Annotated in this window: 9 protein-coding genes; all 9 read right to left on the bottom strand. The window is 48.0% G+C overall.

All coding sequences use genetic code 11. The features are described 5' to 3' along the window. Positions 1–6: 6 nt before the first annotated feature. Positions 7–831, bottom strand: coding sequence for a cytochrome c biogenesis protein CcsA (gene ccsA / locus ULO1_RS13025; RefSeq protein WP_079933738.1), 825 nt, complete (start codon positions 829–831; stop codon positions 7–9). After that, the gene (locus tag ULO1_RS13020; protein ID WP_159446908.1) at positions 821–1,951 is read right to left on the bottom strand and encodes a cytochrome c biogenesis protein ResB; all 1,131 of its coding nucleotides are present in this window, start codon (positions 1,949–1,951) and stop codon (positions 821–823) included. Before ULO1_RS13020 ends, ccsA (ULO1_RS13025) begins: the two co-directional genes overlap by 11 nt. Before the next feature lie 141 nt (positions 1,952–2,092). Then, positions 2,093–10,471, bottom strand: coding sequence for a cytochrome c3 family protein (locus ULO1_RS13015; RefSeq protein ID WP_079933736.1), 8,379 nt, complete (start codon positions 10,469–10,471; stop codon positions 2,093–2,095). Positions 10,472–10,498: 27 nt separating this feature from the next. Continuing rightward, positions 10,499–11,740 carry a cytochrome c3 family protein gene (locus tag ULO1_RS13010; protein ID WP_079933735.1) on the bottom strand — a complete coding sequence of 414 codons (1,242 nt, stop codon included), beginning with the start codon at positions 11,738–11,740 and terminating at the stop codon, positions 10,499–10,501. Between the two features lie 16 nt (positions 11,741–11,756). Beyond that, on the bottom strand, positions 11,757–12,710 hold the full coding sequence (locus ULO1_RS13005; RefSeq protein WP_079933734.1) for a 6-bladed beta-propeller: 954 nt from the start codon (positions 12,708–12,710) through the stop codon (positions 11,757–11,759). Between the two features lie 100 nt (positions 12,711–12,810). Next, positions 12,811–14,007, bottom strand: a complete 1,197-nt coding sequence (locus tag ULO1_RS13000) for a hypothetical protein (RefSeq protein ID WP_079933733.1) — start codon at positions 14,005–14,007, stop codon at positions 12,811–12,813. Positions 14,008–14,025: 18 nt separating this feature from the next. After that, a complete protein-coding gene (ccsA, locus tag ULO1_RS12995) occupies positions 14,026–14,829 on the bottom strand; it encodes a cytochrome c biogenesis protein CcsA (protein WP_242947966.1) in 804 nt (267 codons plus the stop codon). Positions 14,830–14,833: 4 nt separating this feature from the next. Further along, entirely contained in the window at positions 14,834–15,568 is a 735-nt protein-coding gene (locus ULO1_RS12990; protein ID WP_079933731.1) for a cytochrome c biogenesis protein ResB, read from the bottom strand. Between the two features lie 299 nt (positions 15,569–15,867). Beyond that, the coding region (locus ULO1_RS12985; protein WP_200806973.1) for a cytochrome c3 family protein at positions 15,868–20,334 on the bottom strand (4,467 nt) is incomplete at its 5' end.

The following is a 20,334-nucleotide window of genomic DNA, read 5'->3' as shown; positions in this document are numbered from 1 at the left end:
CACACCTCAACTCATATACTCTGAATGAACAGTATCATAAAGGTAAGGAACTGCAAACAATGTGATCAGTAAGATTAATAAAGAGAGCAAGTTCAACAGGGCAGCCCGCCGCGGCTTGCCTCCAGTAAAGCGGTAATGCAAGTATAAACCATAAAGCAGCCAGGAAATCAGGGACCAGGTCTCAATGGGATCCCAGGCCCAGTAGTACCCCCAGGCCTGGTTGGCCCAGATAGCCCCGGCCACAATCATTACTCCCACCATTAAAAAAGCAAAGGCCGTCAGGCGATAACTATAGTAATCCAGCCAGTTTGGTTCTGGAACCCGCTGCAGCCAGCCGGACTTTGTGCTGCCGGTTTTCAACAAATAGATAGCAGCCAGGGCAGAACTGAGCAGAGCGCTACCATAGGCGAATTTGGCAAAAATGATATGAATGATTAACCAGATAGTCTGAAAGGTAGCCGGGATCTGACTGATTTCCCGGGACGAAAGCAGGGCCCAGCCAGAAAACACCAAGGTAAGAGGATAAACGAATAATGCTGCTGGCATTAGCCTGGGCAGGCGCCAGAGCAAGAGCATGAACAGAGCAGCTCCAACCCAGGCATCAGAGGAAACAATCTCGTAAGTTTGTAAATAGGGACCATGACCTGTGGCCAGCCAGCGCAGAATTATCGCTATCCCATGGGGAACAAGGGCCAGGACAAAGATTATATTGCCGGTCCGCTGTAAATTCTGCTTGGTCCACACGACTCCAATTGCTGCCAGCACAGTTGCAGCCGCATATAAAATAACTGCCAGCCAGAAAAGAGTGATTTCTGCTACTTCAATGTTCATTCTCTGTCCTCCTCAGGGGAAATGTGGACCAGGTATATAAATATATTACTTCCTTTTCCCCCTCATGTCCAATGCACGCAAAAGAAGCGGGCAACAGATAATGCCCTGCTAGAGCTCCTAAACCCAGCCAGAAGGCTATAAAAATCAGAACCATGCCATAATCTTTAATTATTTTCACCTGGAGATAATAGCGGAAATCACCTGTTTTAATTTTAAACTGCCCTAACTCCCCGGAACTGTTCAATGGTAAAACCAGGGACTGTCCTCCTGAACTGATTTTTACCAGCGGTTCACTGGGGTACATGAATTTATCCGGTTTGCCCCAATCTCCGTCCAGACCCCGGGGCAAAAATTCCACTACCATTTCTTTACCATTCGGTAAGAGCAAGGTATCACGGCTAAATTTCTGGTTATCCCTGGTTAATGTAGCCAGGGAGACATAGCCACTGAGTAGTTCCTGCCCTTCCTGACTGATTTCCAGATAGGGAGCAAAGCCGAAATCCCAGACATTGAAATCATAGCCACGGTAGCTAACAGGTGGTACTTTCCGCAGTATTCCTGAAACCGCTTGAATATTGCTATTCCAGAGTTGAAACCGGCCTTGCACATCCTGGGGCCAGCCCCGGGCTGGATAATTGACCAGGACCTGGTCCACCTGTAAACGCCAATTGTCAGTGTTCAGACGGCTATAAGTACTGAGCTGTAATAATGAATAAGCGTCCCTGGTCAATTGGACCTGTTCCCCTGTCGTAATCGGGACCAGCCCTTCAATTCTCCCCCAGGCACTCCAGAGATAACCCAGACCAATAAGTAAAAAGGAAAAATGAAATAAGATTATAAAAGCCAGGCCATATACGCGACGGGCCCAGACCACTGTACCAAGAGGACGAAATCCCTGCCTGGTGAGCCAGCTACGGGCATCCCCTTCTATCCTTTTTCGTTGCCGCCAACGATAAATTCTCGCAGCTTTTTTTAAACGTTGGTATAGCAGCCAGCGTTTCCGTACCTGGGCCACCATGCAGGCTGCAGTGTTCAGTAACAGCAATAACAATAAAACTTGCAAAAGCAAACTGCGGAAAAAGGCAGTATCATATTGCCCGCTGGGGAGACCACGCGCCACCCCCCACAAAACATAAAGACCTAAAGTAATAATCAGAATATAGGCTAATCTTTTCGATTTTAGCAACTGATAAAAATACATATAATCACCTTTGTGAAGAGAAGGGCCCGGCGCTTAAGCTGGGCCCTTCAGAAATGTTGTTTAACTGCCATTGGTACGCGATCCAGTGGTACTATGGCTACCACATGTCCCTGTTAACAAAGTACAACCGCTCTTGCTACCAATATTGGACGAGTTGTAGACTGCAATGGATCTCCCTCGAATAAACTTGCCATAACCGTTCCAGGTAAAGCCATGCATATAGCCTTTCACACTCGGGTCACCATGGCACTCATAACAACCATTAGTGGTTTTGTGCTCCCCTTTACTATGATTGGAGAACCGTGAACCAGTACTTGTAGTATAACCATAGGATGTCGGCTTATGGCACAAGGTACAATGCTTTACAATCAGCGGCGCACTGCTAACTGCAGTATCCGTACTGAGCTTCAAATTATACGGATTGCTGACATCAGTACCAGTGTGGGTATAGTGGCAATCAGAGCACAAAACTTTGCCTTGCCCAGCCGGAGGTGTTCGGTTTAGTATAGCCAGCCCATAAGCCGTTAGGGTTGTACTATTGACATAGGTGTTAGTTCCTTTCACCCCAAACACACCATGATGTGAGTCATGGGTGGTCTGGAAGCGGCTGCGTACGTCGGACCAGCCCGTGGGCAAGGTAGTCTTGCTGCCAAAGGTACTATGACACTTGATACAGACCTCATACTGGTAGTCAGCAACCTGTTTGAAGTTGCCATTGACGTCAATTCCTGACGCTCTTAGGTTATCCTTGACAAAAGTATCCTTAGTTGTCAAAGCGTGAATATTATGGCAGTCCGCACATTGTACCGTCTTGGAATTATCATCATAATTCATCAGGGCCGGATCCTGGCCGGGCACATGGCGGGCAATATAATTGGGATCTTTAACCGTATGCCCTACCGTGCCATCAAACTGCCCCGCCACATTCTTGCTGGAAGGACCAGTGCCATCATGACAGGTGAAGCAAAGATCCGAAGCCGGCTTCAAAGTCGAGCTCTGGTAACCTGAGCCATGGGGGTCATGGCAGTTATAACAGGCACCTGCGGCATTACTGGCCTGGGTATAATTACCACCCTCTGTTCCGCCCGGCCATTTGGCATTGGCATTGGAACCATGAGAGCTGGTCGAGAACAGGCTTTGACCGGTGGTCTTTACCTTAGGATCCACCAGTTCGGTTTCTGGAATGGTGTTATCATTATTATTGGTACCACCTTTCCAGTAGACGGTCGGATAACCAGGAGCAGCAGCTTCATACCAGTAAACCCCTGTTCCATAAACCTTTTTCACCAGGGCCACACTGTCATGGCAATTATAACAGAGCTCGTTATTGTCCGGGCTTTTCAACAACTGCTTCGGATAAGGATTGCCCGGATTGCTCGGGTCCTCCTTGCCATGAGGGCTGTGACAGTTCATACAGTTACCGGGAACAAACATGGCCGATTGCCCTGTGGCTGAATCATACCACTTGGCTTTGCTGGCGTGTTCTGACGCATTATAGGCAGCCTTGCCCCGGAACCAGTAAGTTTGAGCAATGACTTCTGGCTTATCATGGCACCAGAAACAAACACTGTTCTTCAAACTGTTACCATTGCTGTCCACAGCATCGGTATTCATGGGCAATTTCAACATGCTGCCATAATCGGTGCCATGAGGATCATGGCAGTTGGTGCATTCACTGGGTGCAGATTCGTTATCCCAGCGGACCAGCAAGTTATTTTTATTGCCATGGGCTGTTTTGTTGTAAATGGTAAAACCGTTCCAGGCACCAAAACTTATAGCAGCATGACATCCTTCACAGAGAGCATTGACACTGATAAAGGTATCAGCACCCACCGTAAAGCGATAGCTATCCAGGGTCGAAGCTCTGGTCACACTCACGCCATCTCCGCCATGCTCTGTCGGCACAAACTTACCATGCGGAGTATGACAGTTAAAGCACTTACCAGCATAAGCCGCTTTATCGGCTGCACTGTTGGGATCCCTGGTGCCCCCGGTTCCATAACTATTCGGGAAAACTATGGGTGTACCGGAAGGCGAATCCGTGGTCCGGCTGTGCGCCGACATTTCAAAGGTACGGCGACCGGAATATTTGTAATTGCTGGAGGCATTGGTGTGACAATCAAAGCACAGTTCATTATCCTTGGCTTTCTTCAGCAAGCTCGGGTACTGCGAACCGTGCGGTACATGGCACTTGGTACAGTTCCCGTAATAGATACTGCCATCAGCAAAAGTATCCACCGGTACATCCACATTGTGTTTGCTGCTGTTATAGGCCGTGCCGATCACAGGCGCTCCTGGCGGCGAACCGGTACCATCATGACAGGTCATACACAGGGCCCGTTCCAAGGATGCCATAGGATCAACCAGCGTCAGGGCCGTGACTTTGCTGCTGAAAGAAGATTCATTGCATTCTAAATCAAAGGCAGTCACATAGTAACTGTAGCTGGTGGTGCCCTTGAGATAGAGGTCAGTCCAGGTAGTACCGGTAGTAGACCCCACTTTTAGCGGCTGACTGAAACCAGGCACAATTCGATAGATGTTGTAACCCACTACCCCATCAGCAGCACTGGCCGGAGCCCAGGTCAGCTCCACCGCCATGCTGCCGGTAACCACATCTTTGATCGGAGTGGCATTGACACCAGTCGGCGGCGGTGGCGCCACATTATCTACCGGTTCTGCCGCCGTGGTAGTAGTAACCGCGGAACCGGTAGCGGCATTACTGCTGACATCAAAGGCACTGACCCGGTACCAGTACTGGGTGCTGCTTTTAAGTCCGGTATCGGTAAAGGTCAGAGTTGAGGCATCTACTGAGCCCACCTTGGTATAGTTAGTGCCATCAGTACTGCGATAAATGGTATATCCGGCTACATCATCGCTCGGAGTCGAAGCATTCCAGTTGACGGTCACACTGTTTGTTCCCGGTGACAAACTGCTGATAGCAGGTGCTGAAGGCGGCGTTGTATCACTGGCATAATTCTTTAGCATCTTATACTCGTTGACCAGGGTCGTACCGCCCGTATTCCGAACCCGAATATAAAGTGAATACCAGTCGCCAGGATTTAAGCCGCTGGGCCAGGTGACCTGGAAACGGATATAATTGCCATTATAGGCCACATTGCTGGCAGTCAGGGTAGCCGCCGTCGTACCATCCATCCTGATCAAGCTGGCAGTAGTAGTTCCAATCGTGCCATTGACATTAGCCGCTACTTCCCCATACACCACCTGGCCGGGCTGGAATTCCAGCTTTTCTGTAGTATAGCCGCTATCCGCATAGGTACGATAATGTTCGGTAGTTGCGGCAATTTCCACCGCCTCATAGGCCTGGATCGAGTTGGTGCCATTGGACACCTGCACCAGGAAGTAATAGAGACCCGGTGTGGGACGGCTAAAGGTTACTTCATAGGTGTAGGGCGCAGTTGTGCTGGTCTGACTCATGGTATAAGTTGCCAGTTGCCCACCAGTCTTGTTATAGACAATTACCCGCCGGGTACTGGCGTTGTTTACTGTATTGGTTGTTACCTTGACCCGGATATTGGTGCCAGCCGGGAAGATATTGGTGCGACCATTCTGGTAATCAAAAAATTCCACCGTATCACTGCCAGCCTTATACAACCCGTTGGATATCGGAATAACTGCAGCGGGAGTTGTAACAGTGGCTACATTACTGTATCCGGACTCATTGCCGGTCCCGCCCAGGTCCTCTGTTTTATCTACAGCTGTAACCTTATACCAGTAGGTTGTACTGGGTTGAACACTGTTATTCAGACCAGGTCCATCGACAAAACTGTTGGTCCCGCTGAAACCGACTCTGGTGAAATTAGTGCCATCTATACTGCGATAGATATTATAGCCCTTTACCCCGGACGCATCAGTACTGCGCTCCCAGGTCAGTTTTATGCGAACACTATTGAGTGCCACTGCCTGTAAACCGGTCGGCACACTGGGCGCGGTCGTATCAGAGGTATAAGCTGGGGATACATCCACCGTGGTATTGAGCCATGTGCTGTTACCTGCCTTGTCAAAAGCCTTGATTTTATAAGTGAATGGCGGTGTACCCCGCACGGCACCATCATAAAAGGTAACAGTACCGGAAGTAGTGGTATTATTAATTACACCAATAGGATTGGCATCAGTAAAGTCATTACGATAGACATAGTATCCGAAAATGTCACTGGAATTAGATGGAGTCCAGCTGACCTTCACCAGACTCTTGGCCAGCGCCTGGGCACTTAAACCGCTAGGAGCATTAGGTGGTGTTACATCACCGCTGGCACCAGTGCGGTCTTTGATCAAATCCGCTTTCGGGTTATGGGAATGGGGTTTATGACAATTGGTCATACAGGTATTGGTATCAGGCGACAGAGCATCAGTAATCTTATGGTAAGACACAATGGAACTAGTAGTCGTCCTGCCACCTAGGCCATCAGGCCAGGTATTTTGTGTTCCATTCCACAAACCGGCTAACTGGTCGATATTGGGCGCTAAAGCACTGGACCCACCATGACATTTGTAACAATCCTTGTTAGAACCTACCGGCCGCGGGTCATGGGGGTTATGACAGGCCATACAGTTAGCGGTACTTACTGCCGTATGTTCACTCAAAGTTATACCGCTCTTGGGCCCTACCAGGGGCAATTCAGCGATATTAATCTGTCCACCAGGCAGATCAGGGTTAACCCAGCGCACAAAATCCGCATTGGCGTCCTGGTTATTGGGCAAATGGCAAACCGTACAGAAAGGACGGCGGCTGTCATTATTGCCAATATTGCTGGGGAAAGTCCGCAATTGATTGGTATCCCCATTAGTATAGATGGCTTCACTGACGTCAGCATCACGCAAGTATTTTGTGTTGGAAGTTCCATGCGGGAAATGACAATCGGAACATTTTAATTTTTTGGTCGGGTCGCTTTTTAGATAATGTCCATAAGCTTGATACAAAGTCTTGATATTGCTAATCGTCGCGCCATTCCCGTCAGTATGCAGACCATCATGACATTGATAACACAGAGTATCGCCATTGGCCCACTTCAACAAGGGCTTATAATCAGAACCGTGAGGATTATGGCACTTGGTACAGTTATTGCCGAAGCCACTGCCATCACTATAGGCTTGCTCCTGTTTTACATAATCATGGGGTTTGCCAGCATATTTCAGCATGTCAATCCGCGGCTGCGGTCCCGGCGCACCGTTCGTATCATGGCAGTTGAAACACAAAGTCTTTTCATCTACCGCCTTGATATTATTGGAACGTGGATTATGCGGGTGAGCCAGGTGGCACTTGGTCATGCAGTCATTAGTATCAGCCGTATTGGGATCATAGATTTTATGACGGCTGATCTTCCCGGTACTTAATGTCCCTTCCTGTCCCATCAATATCTCGATATTATATGCCTCTCCCCGTTTGCCATGGCAGAGATAGCAATCAGCATTGGAGCCCGTCGCCGGCCAGGGTTTATGCGGGTCATGGCAAATATCGCATTTATCCGTAGATGTACTGCTATGGGAAGCAATGCTGGCCGGCAAAGGTTTGATAGTGATTTTATAACTGTTAGCCGGCTGGTCACTAGAAGTCACTTTGATAGTATTACCGGTATAGTAGACACGGCTGGGCTGGTCTGAAGTCGGGTGACAGACCAGACAAAACTCCCTGACGTTAAAACTACTGCCGGTCTTATTCGTTGGCCAGGCCGTTCCGGCAAACTGCAAGGTACCGTATTTGTCCCGATCCCAGAGATACTTGGCGTTGGTCGTACCATGAGGGCTATGACATTCGGTACACAGCAGTTTTTTGGTCGAATCTACCGACTTGATAAAATGGCCGGCAGAAGTCGCAGCATAATAGAGCTTCCGAATATCCTGTTTGGCTGGATAACCATCATGGCAATCCAAACAAGCATTCACTTTGCCTATATCAGTATCAGCATCAATCGCATGAGTATCAGTGGTATCGATATCCCGGCGTAACAAACGAACGTTAGTCGAAGCATGATGTTCATGACAGACCAGACAGGGCTGGTCTTTGCTGATGCCATCGGCTGTAGTACCATACTTGCTATTACTGCGGCTCAAACTAGCATGAGGCTTGCCAGCAAAATTAGTCTGATAATCCTCAGTAATATGTCTGGTAGAACCATGACAGGTAAAACACCAGTCGCGATACTCAGTTGTAGCAAAATTGGGCACACTGACCGGGTCAGGAGTAACCGCCGTCCCGGAGACGGGATCGGTCCAGGCTACAGGGTTTTTCAAACCATAGGGGTTATTACCAGTATGTTTGGTATGATCCGGTTCATGACAGGTATCACAGGAAACCTTTTTGCCACTGGTAGTGCCAGCATAAATAATCGGGTGAGATGAGTTTTTGTCAAATTCATTCTGGTCATGACAGGCCACACAATTGAGGCCTGGCCCGGCATATGGATTGCGCAAATATCCTTTTGGCGTATGGTTAGCTTTACAATTCAAATAACAGGCATAGCCGGTGGCATTGCCCTGGCTGTCGGTACCGGTAGCATAAAAGGCCAGACGGCCATTGGCCGGACTCACCGCATTGAGGAGATAAGACCAGTCAAAACTGATATTGACCGGGTTATTCAAATTCCAGTTAGAGTTATTTACTTTGGTTCCGTTCTTATAGGCATTGGTATTACTTAGATCAAAATACTGGTTACTACCTGTATGAGGATCATGACAGGTCCGACAAGAGAGTTTATAACTATTCACGTGCCAGTGATAGTTACGACCATTGCCATTTCCGAAACGGCTACCTACAATGGGGTTACTGCCATTATTCCAGTAATAACGGTAGTCATGGCATTTAAAACACAACTCATTACGGTTGTGAGTTACTGCCGTCGGATAAGGTTTGTTAACAAAGGGTGCTGTAATCATAAACTGATATTTTGAGCCATGGGGTTCATGGCACATCATGCAGCCATTCCAGGCAGCAAATTTTTTGTCATGTATGGATCCAATAAAATAATTACTGGAATTGTAAATTCTATTTTGGGAACTGTACTGATAATAATTGAATCCCTTGCTCTGATGACAATTGATACAAAGGCTAGCTTTGTTATTCCAGCGCAACAGGGGATAACTGGCCGAGCCATGAGGCTTGTGGCAATTCAGACAGGCGATCATAGTGCCACTGGCTGTCTCCCCAGTAATGGGCTCTCTCTCCACCATGGCAATTCCGTCTGATTGGGGACTGCTGGTGGGAGCTACCGGGTTAAGGTTGGTATCCACACTGGCATATTGCATCAAGCTATTAGCATCATTGCCAATATTATGCGTTGAATTGGCAAAATAGGTCTGGTGGTCAATACCAAAAGGCCGCGGCAAGTCCGATGGAGCCCCGTGACAGGTCCAGCAAACATCATTGCCAAAGTAGTTGGGCCCTTTTAAAGTGCCATTGACATTACGCTGGGCTGCCAGTAGACGGATAGAGCCATTCTTTTTACCTGTAACTGCACTGGTGGAGTCAGTATTGGTGAAGTGAGGATTATGACAATCCTGACAAAAGGTTTTACCCTCAGGCACTTTGTGGTGGGAAGGGTTAGCCTGAACATCAAACTGACTCTTGACATTATAAACAGATGCGGTGCCATCATGGCAGACATAACAGGTATCGGCAACTGTATCCTTCAAAACCAGCTGGTAACCATGAGCTGAGTGGGTAGAATGGCACAATTTACACAGGTCCTGCCGGCCAGGATCAGTGAACTTACCATGGGGTTGCAAAGCTGGAGAAGCCACAACCTTAACAGTAACTGCCTGTTGAGCATAAGCCAGGTTCCCGGTACTGTCCCTGCCTACACCCTGGATATAAATGGTATAAACCCCTTGGACAGCAGGCGGAATCAATTTAACTTTAAACACTTCATCATGCAGTTTACGGTTGCGGTCTCCGGGAGTGCCGTTACTGCCATCATCCAGAGTAACTCCCTGCTGGTTAACCGGCGTTGAATTGGCCGGGAAATCAGTAACAAACATATATGGGCTATATAGAGGAGCACTTTTGGCTGTATCCTGTTTGGCTACAGCCCAGGGAGTCAGATCAGATTGGCCATTATCACTCCAGGGAGTATCAGGATTAGCCACTTGCCACTGGTAAGTAGCAGGTACCTGGACGGCACCTGCTACAGTTCCGTTTAATCCGTAGCCCAATCCTGTGACCCGATAAGTAATCTCAAGCGCCTGACCAGCAGTAAGGCTGACTTCAGACACTGCTCCCTTACTTGTTCCGTTGACAGATACATCCAGGAGCGTCACAGTTCCCCCGCCCCTGGTATCATGACAGGAATAACAATAATTCTTCTCACTGGCGGTATCCAGTTTGCCATTCGGCCAGGCCCAGGCCCAGCTGATAAAGGCGAGCCAGCACCCGACGGTCAGGAGGAATATATTAAATTTTCCAGTAGACAAGACTGTTTTTTTCATTCCGTCCCCCTCCTTCTCCGCTCAGGTTTAGGGATTATCAGTTTTCTGATGGCAATCCTCACAGATCACCATACCCGGAGCCCTTTTCAGAACTGTGGACAATCGGCCACTTCTCGTAATGTTTTGTTCAACCACCGTTGTTCCATGGGCACGATGGCAAGTGAGGCAAACAATCAGATTGCCATTTTCATATGGATAATTGCCACGGGGAGTCAAGCCGTTATAACTGTTAGGAACATACACAGCATGCATAACAAAGTCAACAGAATTGGCATTGAGTTCATAGCCGGTCTGTTCGGTAAATTTGGCCAGGCGATGACCACTACCAGCCTTCTGGTTAAAGTCACTGTGACAAGTTCCACAAAAATAGACAGTGCCGCTAACATACTTCGGTATTTCCTGGTTAGTGCCAGTATCAGTTACGGCATAGCCAATAATTGTATTCAGTTGCTCACCACTGCTGGAACCAACTATGCTTTTAAGTAAACGGTAATTGCCATTATCATGTGGATTGTGACAACTGGTACAATCCAATTGCCTAGCGAAGAAAAAGGTATCATAAATCATTTCTCCCGGCGCTTCACCGTGAGGAGTGCCCACATTATGTACTGATGTAGGCACTGCACTCACAGCTGAATTGCCATTATAGTTATAATATACCGCTGCATAAACCTCATTGGTGGTATTATCCGCCGGAGGCAATAAACCAAACGGACCACTGGATGTAGGTGCCAGAACAGCACCTGGTAAGGTTACAGTCCCGTTTAGCACATTGTATTTACTCTGGGTACCATCATGACAAACAAGGCAGGTACGTGTCCCTGTCCTCTGCACTAACAATTTTGGCCCAGCTGCCGCATGAGTCACGTGACAGCTAGCACAGGCTCCCAGGTTTTGATCATAGTAATCATGGGGACTGGTATTAGGGGGAAATGCCTTCCCGATCGGTGATTCGATTGTTGTCGTTCCATCCGTAGCAGTAACCTTGTAATAGTAATTAAGATAGTTTTGTACACCATTGTCAACAAACTGAGTATTAGTACCGGTATATAATGTTATCCACGTAGCCCCATCCGTAGTGCGAAACAAAGTATAACCTGTCGCTCCTGGCACACTGGTCCAAGATACTGTTTCCTGGTTGTTACCACCCAGCATACCGGTAAAGCGAATGGTTGCTTGAGGATCAATAGTCGCCCAGGCGGTTGAGCTTATAAATAGGCACACCAGGGTTGTTATGGCAATTGTTAAATATTTAATTGGCCTATCCATAACAACCCCTCCTTTATTACTTCAATACAACGATCCGGTCATTCTCCCGGTCAGCGATATAAATTCTTCCTGAACTATCTACTGTGACGCTATTAGGAAAACGGAACGGATCCCCTTCTTTATAACCGGTAACTTGGCCTACAAGTTTGAAATTATCATCAAGGACTACCACTACCTGCTGCATCGTGTCAACTACTATCCATTCTTTTCTTTTTCGATCATAGGCAATACCACGGGGTAAAACAAAATTGAAACCTTCTTTCAGGGTTTTGACATGTTTACCATCAGCAGTACTGAACACTTGTAAGCGTCCGTTATTGGAATCAGCTACCACCAGAATACTTTCATCGGCACTGAGAGCTAATCCATTGGCATAGGATAAGCCTGTGCTCCCCGTCCCAGGTTCACCTATTCTTTTTACAACCTCACCTTTATCGTCTAAAACCAGAATTTGCTGACTGAGCAAATCGGATACATAGAGCAACCCTTTATTACTCAAAACCAGTGCTACTGGGCGTACATTGTTTTTGCTATTTTTAGGCCAGGACTCTAGATATTTACCATCTTCATCCAATACAACAATACGATTGTTATTCAAGTCAGCCACAAAAATTTTGCCATCACCAGCAGCTACTGCCACCGGATAGTTGAACTTACCTGGGCCATTGCCAAAACTGCCCACGCTCTTCAACATTTTCCCGTTCCGATCATACCAGACCAGCCGGTGTTTAGCCGAATCAGCAACTATAATCTTGTTGCCATCGACCCCTACCCCCAGTGGTTTTAATAAACTATTCTGTTTATCATTTCCGAAGGTAAATAAACCCTCAGGAATCTGGTGCACAGGCTGGGTCAATGGTTCCAGCGGATTTTGTTTGGTTAAATACAAGTAAAAGAAACCACTCATGCCCACAATTATAACAAGTAATATGACGATTATTAATTTGTCCCGATTAATTGTTTTTGCCATAACTGCCACCTCAAGGATGTAATTTACTTCACAATTTACCTACCTACATTATTCGACATTATCTTTACTTTTCCTGCCTATAAATACAAAAAAGCCGGAATTAAACTCCGGCTTTTTTTAAAATCCGGTCCATTACTGTCGAACAAGCATGGGAATGGGCCAGTATGCGGTCTACAACCGTTGAACAGCGATGCCCCAGCCCGAGAGCAATGTCCTTGACTGAAGTAACCTGTTCTGCCCGCCCGATGATCTCAAAGCCCTCTGCAGTCAAATAGCCGAGATTATCCGTCTGTACAGCCAACACAGTGGCACGGTTGGTTAAATCAAAGTGCCGAATCAAACCTATTTCTCCCGGAGGTAGGGGCTGCCCTGTTCGCATACCGACCACTACTGTTCTTGTCCAGGGCGGAGTGATTTTTTGTCTTTCAGTATGCAAGCGACCAGCCATAGCTTCGGCCAGGACATTATCGACATAGTTAGTTCCACTTTCACTCATACCCAGAACATTGACGCAGAAATGAGCAGATATACCCAGCAGTTCCTGACAGTTTTGATAAAATTCCTCTCTTGTCATAGCCCCAAAGGTCCCTTGATAACCGCCACCATCCAGCACTCTGGAACCCTCGGGTAATACCAACTTTTTCCCCTGTTTCCGTATATGATTAAAGAAGAGTACGAAACCAGAAGTGGCTCCAACCAGAGCAACAGGCTCTTGCCGCTGAATAACATTAGTCAGGAAGGCCAATAACCCTTCAGCATCTAAGCCCCGTTCAGAGATGAAATATTGACTATCTTCTTTGCCATAATTTTTGAGCAGTTGAGCTAAACCAAAAGCCATCGCCATCCCTGGGGCCTGTTCCGGCGGTGGGATCAACATGGCCATGGTCATTTTATCCCGATCAGGAAAACAGTACTTTTTCGTCAGCAACGCATTAGCCTGGATGATATTGGCCAGACTGGACCGGTCCCGGAAAATTTTTCCCCGCAAATTGGGATCGGAAGTGCCACTGGTCAACAGGGCCAATTCACTCTTCTCTACCGGGATGCTGGCTACTACCGACTCCTTAAAAGCCTGGGTAGGAATCGCCGGAATCTGGCTCCAGTGGCTGATTTGACCAGGATATTTGCCCAATTGTTCACATAAGTTGCGGTAATAGTCGTTTGCCTCAAACTGGTAAGCGAAGATTTCCAGCGCCAGGGCATTAAACTCAGCCTCATTAGTTTCCTGCTCCCAGCTGCGGGCAATAAATGCCGCCACCTTCGCATCCAGCTCTTCAGCCCATTTTGTTAATTCCATCTTGCTCTCCCCCTTATTTTAATAGGTTAAATGCTCATGAGCAGTGGGATAAAACAGCGGAATGCCGAAAAAGGCAAAGAGGATTAAAAGTAAAGCCGCAATACTGAGCCAGGCTGCCCTGACTCCCCGCCATCCCCAGGAAAAACGAAGGTGCAAGGCGATGCCATAAACCAGCCAGGAAATGAGGGCCCAGGTTTCAATCGGATCCCAGCGCCAGTAAGCTCCCCAGGCCTTATAGGCCCAGATGGATCCGGAAAGAATCATAATTCCCAGCATAATAAAAGCAAACCCGGAAACGCTATAATTTAAACGATCCAATCTTTCCAGCTCCGCCGGATCCGCTGTTTTCCTTCGCCAGAGAAATGCCCCACCAAGTCCGGCAGCAATCAGGGCAGAACCGTATGATAGTTTAGCGAAAAAAATGTGTACTCCCAGCCAGAAAGTATAAAAAGTTCTGGGTATTTCCTCAATTTCTTTAGTTCCCATTGCGCCTAAACCTATCATCAAAAACACCACTGGCCATAACCAGCCCACTATACTTCTCGCCGCCGGTACCAGCATCGAAAATAATTGAATTAATAGTGCCGCCCCCCAGGCATAAGAGGTATATACTTCATAAGTGCCCCAGTAAGGAAAATGCCCGGTTTGGTACCAGCGCAAAAGCAAAGCAGCAGTCTGGGGAACTAGACCCAGCCAGGCAATAGCATAACTCCATTGCCGCCAGCTTGGTTTGCTAAACCATGAGCCTGCTATTGTCAGTGAAGCTGCTACAACATAAAAGAAAACACTTACCCAGAGCAAAATCAGTTGTGTCTTGAGCACCAGCTCACCTCCTTCGATTTTTGCCAGTAAACCAGAGGCCCAATCCTACCGTCGCTAACCAGGAACCAGCAAAGACAATTTTGGCTCCAGGATCATAAACTGTTTCTAAACCCACCCAGGCTCTGATCTCCCCTAACTCCAGCTGATATGGACCTAAATTCCTTACCTGCCCGGGGCGAAGCTCCACTTCTTCTCCGGCTTTCACGATCAGCATGGGATTTATCAGTTTTTCCGAGTTTTTGTTTTTCTCATCTGGATAAAAGATCCCGCTCAATTTTAAATCAGGTAATATCTCTAATAGCTTAATTCTGTATCCCTGCTCATTTTCATCTGTTTTTTCTGCCGGCAATAAGAAAGCACCCACCAATTCACCATCTTTTTTTACTACCAGACCCGGGGCGTAACCCGTAGCGTAATGAAAGAAACGCCAATCTCCAACGATTAGTGGTTGCCCTTTTTCAATCCATACTGCTTCTTCTCCCCGTTCAGTCTTGACCATTACTAGGGAACTGGTGTAAGCCAGAGTTCCATCGGCTCGCCAGTGCCGCTTCTGTTCCAATAACTGTAGGTTCCATCCTGGCCACTGACGCTGCCAGCGACCGGTTTCCAGGACAGAAAAAGCAGTAGGTGTTAAAGCCTTTTCCTGGCCCTCCCCCAGTACCAGATAACCTTCTACTTTATAAGCAAAACTGAGTAGCGCCCCGCAAGTTACAAAAATTAATCCCCAGTGAAAAATCACAGACCCCCATATTGCTAACGGTGCTGACCACCGTAATTTTCGACTTTGAAACAAAGTACAGGCTAATAAATTAATCAGGAAAACCAGACCTAAAAATAAAAATACCGGATGCCGAAATAGTTGTGATTGATTAAGAACCATGGCCATTATGCTGTATCCTAACATTAAAAACATAACAACTGCTGCTAAAGAGACTGACCGCAAGAATCGCCCCAGTTTACTTATCATATTACACCTCAATGACGGAATTGAAATAAGGGCTGGTACCGGGCCTGGCTGGCCCGGTACCAGAAAGCCAATTAGTAACCCTTATGGTCTCCACACAAGGAGCTATTAGAACCACAATTGCTCTTGCTATAATTACCCGGCGCTGCATCAACAAACTTATACAATACTGCGCCACTGCTGTACGGCTTAGGATCGGTTGTCAGAACCATCAGATGCGGACGATTGACCCCATGGGGCACAGCACTGTGACACCAGGTACATTGCAAGTAGCCACCCTTCTTGTGATCTCCTAAATTATGCAGGTTCTTGGAACCGCCACCGGAACTGAAGCCGGTCTTGTAGGTACTGGAACCGCCGCCATAAGTACCATAATCATGGCACATATAGCAAAGCATGTTCTTATCATTGGAACCTGAGGTATAGGTCCAGGTCCGGGGCAGGATATTGGCATAAGCTGTAGTGCCTCCAGGAGTCGTAGGCCCGTGACAGGATTTACAGGTCAACTGACTGGTAGCAGTATAGCCGCCAATATAGCCACCCCAACCGCTAGCTTTACTGGTTCCCAAAATGGCATGATAGGATGCCTGGGTCGTAGCAAATTCCGCCGCCTGACCGGTATGACATTTCAGACAGTCGTCGTTGGTGCTGACTGTCGGGAAGATTCCCGTCAGGTGCGGTGTCGTCAAATCAGTGTGTACCACATGGCAAGCAGTGCACTTGGTGTTCTTGCTGCTAATAGCTGTCCGCACATCGGTACGGGTACTGTTATGACAGGTAGCACAGGTGAAGCCGCGGTTCTGATGCTCCACGCTCAGTACATTGCTGTGACACTTGCTGCAGTCCCACTGCGGAGAGTCAACAAAGGTACTGGTATGCACGGTGTTAACATCCGCATGGATGGTATGGCAGGCATCACAGTTAACTTTTCCCTGAGTAATAGCAGTCTGAACCTCGGTCCGGGTGCTCTGGTGACAGACCGCACAGGATCCGGTACCAGATGTACTGTTATCACTGGAAGGATTCCAGCTCAGATCAATCTGGGCTGAGTTGACAGCCGTAGCAGTCAGTCCGCCCGGTACGGTCGGAGGCTGGGTATCAGTGCTGCCAGTTACCGGCGCAACTGTAGTACTGGGTGTAGTGACAGAGCTTTCCGTGCTGGTACCGCTGCTCAGCAAGAACCGCACTTCACTGATGGCCGCTTCTTTGTAAGTCCCATCACTGCCAGTCTTGATGCGGAACTTCATCCAGCCAAAATTCTGCATTGTGCTGGCTGCTGAAGTCACATCAATGACATAATCAGCATAGGTCCCTTTGGCGGCAGGATTGGTGATCTTGTAAGTTACGGCTGAGGTAGTGTTGATGCTCTTACCGTCACTCTTATAAGGATAGATCACGATGCTACCAGCACTATCAGTGCTCTTCCAGGAAGCCCGTACCTGTAGTTTTATAGCAGTGTAGTTCTTAGCATCTTCCGGTAACCGTACATATAGCCACTGGTCACTGTTGCCCCCTTCTTTTACCACCACATCAGAGGTGGAATAGAAGGTATCTTTATTATCGGTAATCCGGGTCAAGGCAGTGGGACTCAGTGACCTGATACCTGTATCGGATACACTGTCGCCATTATTGCCGCTAGCATATTCAGCAGCTCCCGGATTCTTGGTTATACTGGTAACCGGTGCCGGTTTAGTGGTAGCACTTACCACAGAGCTGAATCCTGAATAATTACCCGCAGCATCATAGGCCCGTACCCGGAAGTAATAGGTCGTGTTGGGACTCAGGCTGCCCACACTAAAGGTAGTACCAGTAGTAGTTCCCACCTTGACGAAGTTAACATTATCGCTACTGCGCTGCACTTCATAAGCAATACCACTGGATGTTTGCAGTGCCTTCAAGTGTTCCTCAGGCAGGTAATTCTTGTGGCAATCAGCGCAGTTCATGGGCGGATTGGCCACATAACTGGAGGTATGCAGTGTCGTCCAGGACCCATGCACGGTGCCATGGCAGCTATCACAGGCGTAACCGGTCTTAGTTCCGGTATTCCTGCTCCAGTTGCTGGTAATCACCTGCTGCGCTGTGGCAAAGATCGGGCTTTGCGGATTGTCATGACAGGTGTTACAGCCTTTGGACTTATGCAGCTCAGTTACCTTCAAGGTGCTATGACAGTTGGTGCAGCTGTAGCCATCCAGGCTGGTCAAGGCGCCATAACCACTGGCAGTATGACCGGGCGCCGGGCTGGTATGCCGTGCTGGTGCCTTAGTACCGTCATGGCAGCTACTGCAGTAGGGTACATTGATGGCACCATCTTTGATGATCACACTGCCTTCAAAAGTCGGGTTGTGACAGGTAGCACAGGACAGGCCCCGATCCAGGTGCAGTTTTGCCAGCTCAGTAGAACCTGTAGCCTGGTCAGTTGTGTGACAGGCTTTACAGCTTACCTCTTCTTGAGCTTCGAAGCTGTTAACCGGATGCTTGTGCCCGGTACCACCGCTATGGCAAGCATCACAGCTGACATTGTTGTTAGCTATAGCCTGTTGCACTTCCGGTCTGCTGGAGCCGTGACAGGTATTGCAGGTAACAGTGCTGGTTGATTTGGCCTTATGCACTGCCAGTAAGTTATTGCCTGCAGTACCATGGCATTTCAGGCAATCTCCTGCAACAGGATATTTAGTGGTATCCACATTATGAGGTACAGTATGTCGATCAACCATAGTCGCCTGGTGACAACCAGAACAATCAGTATTTAAGGAAGTTACCACAGGCTTATAAGTTGTTCTGGTATGACAAACGTCACAGGAAACCGGTCCGACAGGAGGCTGTACATCATTGTGCAAGCTGATGAACTGCTTGTTATGACAGCTGCCACAATCCGGAGCATATTCCGGCAAGAAGGCCGGGAACTTGTTAACATGTCTGGGCACGTACTGTTCGCTCGGATGCGGTGCCTGAACGCTGGTACCATTATGGCAATCTGTACACTGTTTCAATTTCAGTTGCACCTGGCTGTTCACCGGACTGGTTGTGCCATGACAGGTATTACAGGTATAGGTACCGTTTAATGTAATAGTCGGTTTCAGGTGAGTATCCACCAGGCTGGTGGAGTGACACCAGGTACAATCAACAGGATAGGTAGAGATAGTGGTTATGTGCTTACTGCTGATATCACCATGGCACTCCGAACATTGATAGCCAGAAGTCCCTTTCAGCTGAGCTATGATGGGGGCAACTGTCGTATTGGTATGACAGGTTGCGCAATCCTTGTGAATAGTAACCGTCGATTCGGGACTGCTGTTAGCATCAAAACGCGCCTGGTGACTGGGATTTGCCGCCACAGTGCCATTATGACACTCTGTACACAGGTAACCACTGGTACCCTTTAACTGGCTAATAGTGTTATTCGCATTTGTATTGCCATGACAGGTAGCACACTGACTGTGGAATGTTAGTGTAGAAAGAGCCTGACCATTGCTGTCAAACCTGGCCTGATGGTAAGGCTGAGGTGCCACTGTGCCATTGTGGCAATCCAGACAATAATAGGGATTCTTAGTCTTCAAAGCTGAAATGTTGTTGACTACCTGCTGGTTGCCATGACAGGTGGTGCAATCAGGATGGAAACTGGTTGTATTGTAAAGAGTTCCCCCTGCCTCCAGCAAGGCCTGATGGCGCGGTGCCATGCTACCAGTATGGCAGGCACTACAATTGTAACTGGTCTGACCAACCAGAGCCTTAATCTGGGTTTTAACATTGCTATCAGTACTCAAGTGGCAGGTATTGCAGCTGGGGTGCATTTTCGGGGTTTCATAAGCTACACCCGTCTGATCCAGGGTAGCTTTATGGGTAGCCGTCGGTGCCACTACCCCATCGTGACAGCTCCAGCACTGATAGCTAACAGCCTGTTTCAACCCACTGACTTTAGCCTGGGCTGCCGGGTTGGCGTGACAGGTGGCACAATCAGGGTGATACTGGGTGGTATCCAGAGTTGCTGCTCCAGCTTCAGGTTCTGCCTGATGTTTAGGAATAGAAGCTACATTGCCATTATGGCAGTCAGTGCACAGGTAGCTTCCTGCCGTAGCTTTTAGCTGCGGAATAATAGCTGTTACCTGAGCGTTACCATGACAGGTAGTGCAGCTGGGATGGAAACCAACAGTATCAAGAGACGCTCCACCGGAAGTTAAAGCAGCACTGTGCTTGGGTTGCATACTGCCACTATGGCACTCATTACAGGAATAGGCCGAAGCAGGATTGGTTGCTGCCAGGCTATTGATCTTGTCATTCACAGCGGGATTGCCATGACAGGTCGCACAAGCACTATGCATTGCCGGTAAGTCATATTCCTGGTTATTGCCGCTAAAGACGGCCTTGTGCAACGGAGCCCGCGTACCGCTGTGACAGACAAAACAACTGTAGCTTTGATTGGACAATGCCAGATTTTTAATCGTGGCTGTTAGGTCGACATTACCATGGCAAGTATTACAATTATTGTGTAATGCCGGCGTATTAAAAACATTGTCAGCTGAGTGCAAAGGCTGGTGTTTCAG

The sequence above is a fragment of the Carboxydocella sp. ULO1 genome, from assembly GCF_002049255.1.
Lineage (GTDB): Bacteria > Bacillota.
The sequence above is the reverse complement of the archived record's forward strand: the minus strand, read 5'-3'. Positions and strand labels throughout refer to the sequence as shown.

Bases quoted from the DNA above. Each gene is read 5' to 3' on its own strand.
- ccsA (WP_079933738.1), bottom strand. From the start codon at position 831: ATGAACATTGAAGTAGCAGAAATCACTCTTTTCTGGCTGGCAGTTATT.
- ULO1_RS13015 (WP_079933736.1), bottom strand. From the start codon at position 10,471: ATGAAAAAAACAGTCTTGTCTACTGGAAAATTTAATATATTCCTCCTG.
- ULO1_RS13010 (WP_079933735.1), bottom strand. From the start codon at position 11,740: ATGGATAGGCCAATTAAATATTTAACAATTGCCATAACAACCCTGGTG.
- ULO1_RS13005 (WP_079933734.1), bottom strand. From the start codon at position 12,710: ATGGCAAAAACAATTAATCGGGACAAATTAATAATCGTCATATTACTT.
- ULO1_RS13000 (WP_079933733.1), bottom strand. From the start codon at position 14,007: ATGGAATTAACAAAATGGGCTGAAGAGCTGGATGCGAAGGTGGCGGCA.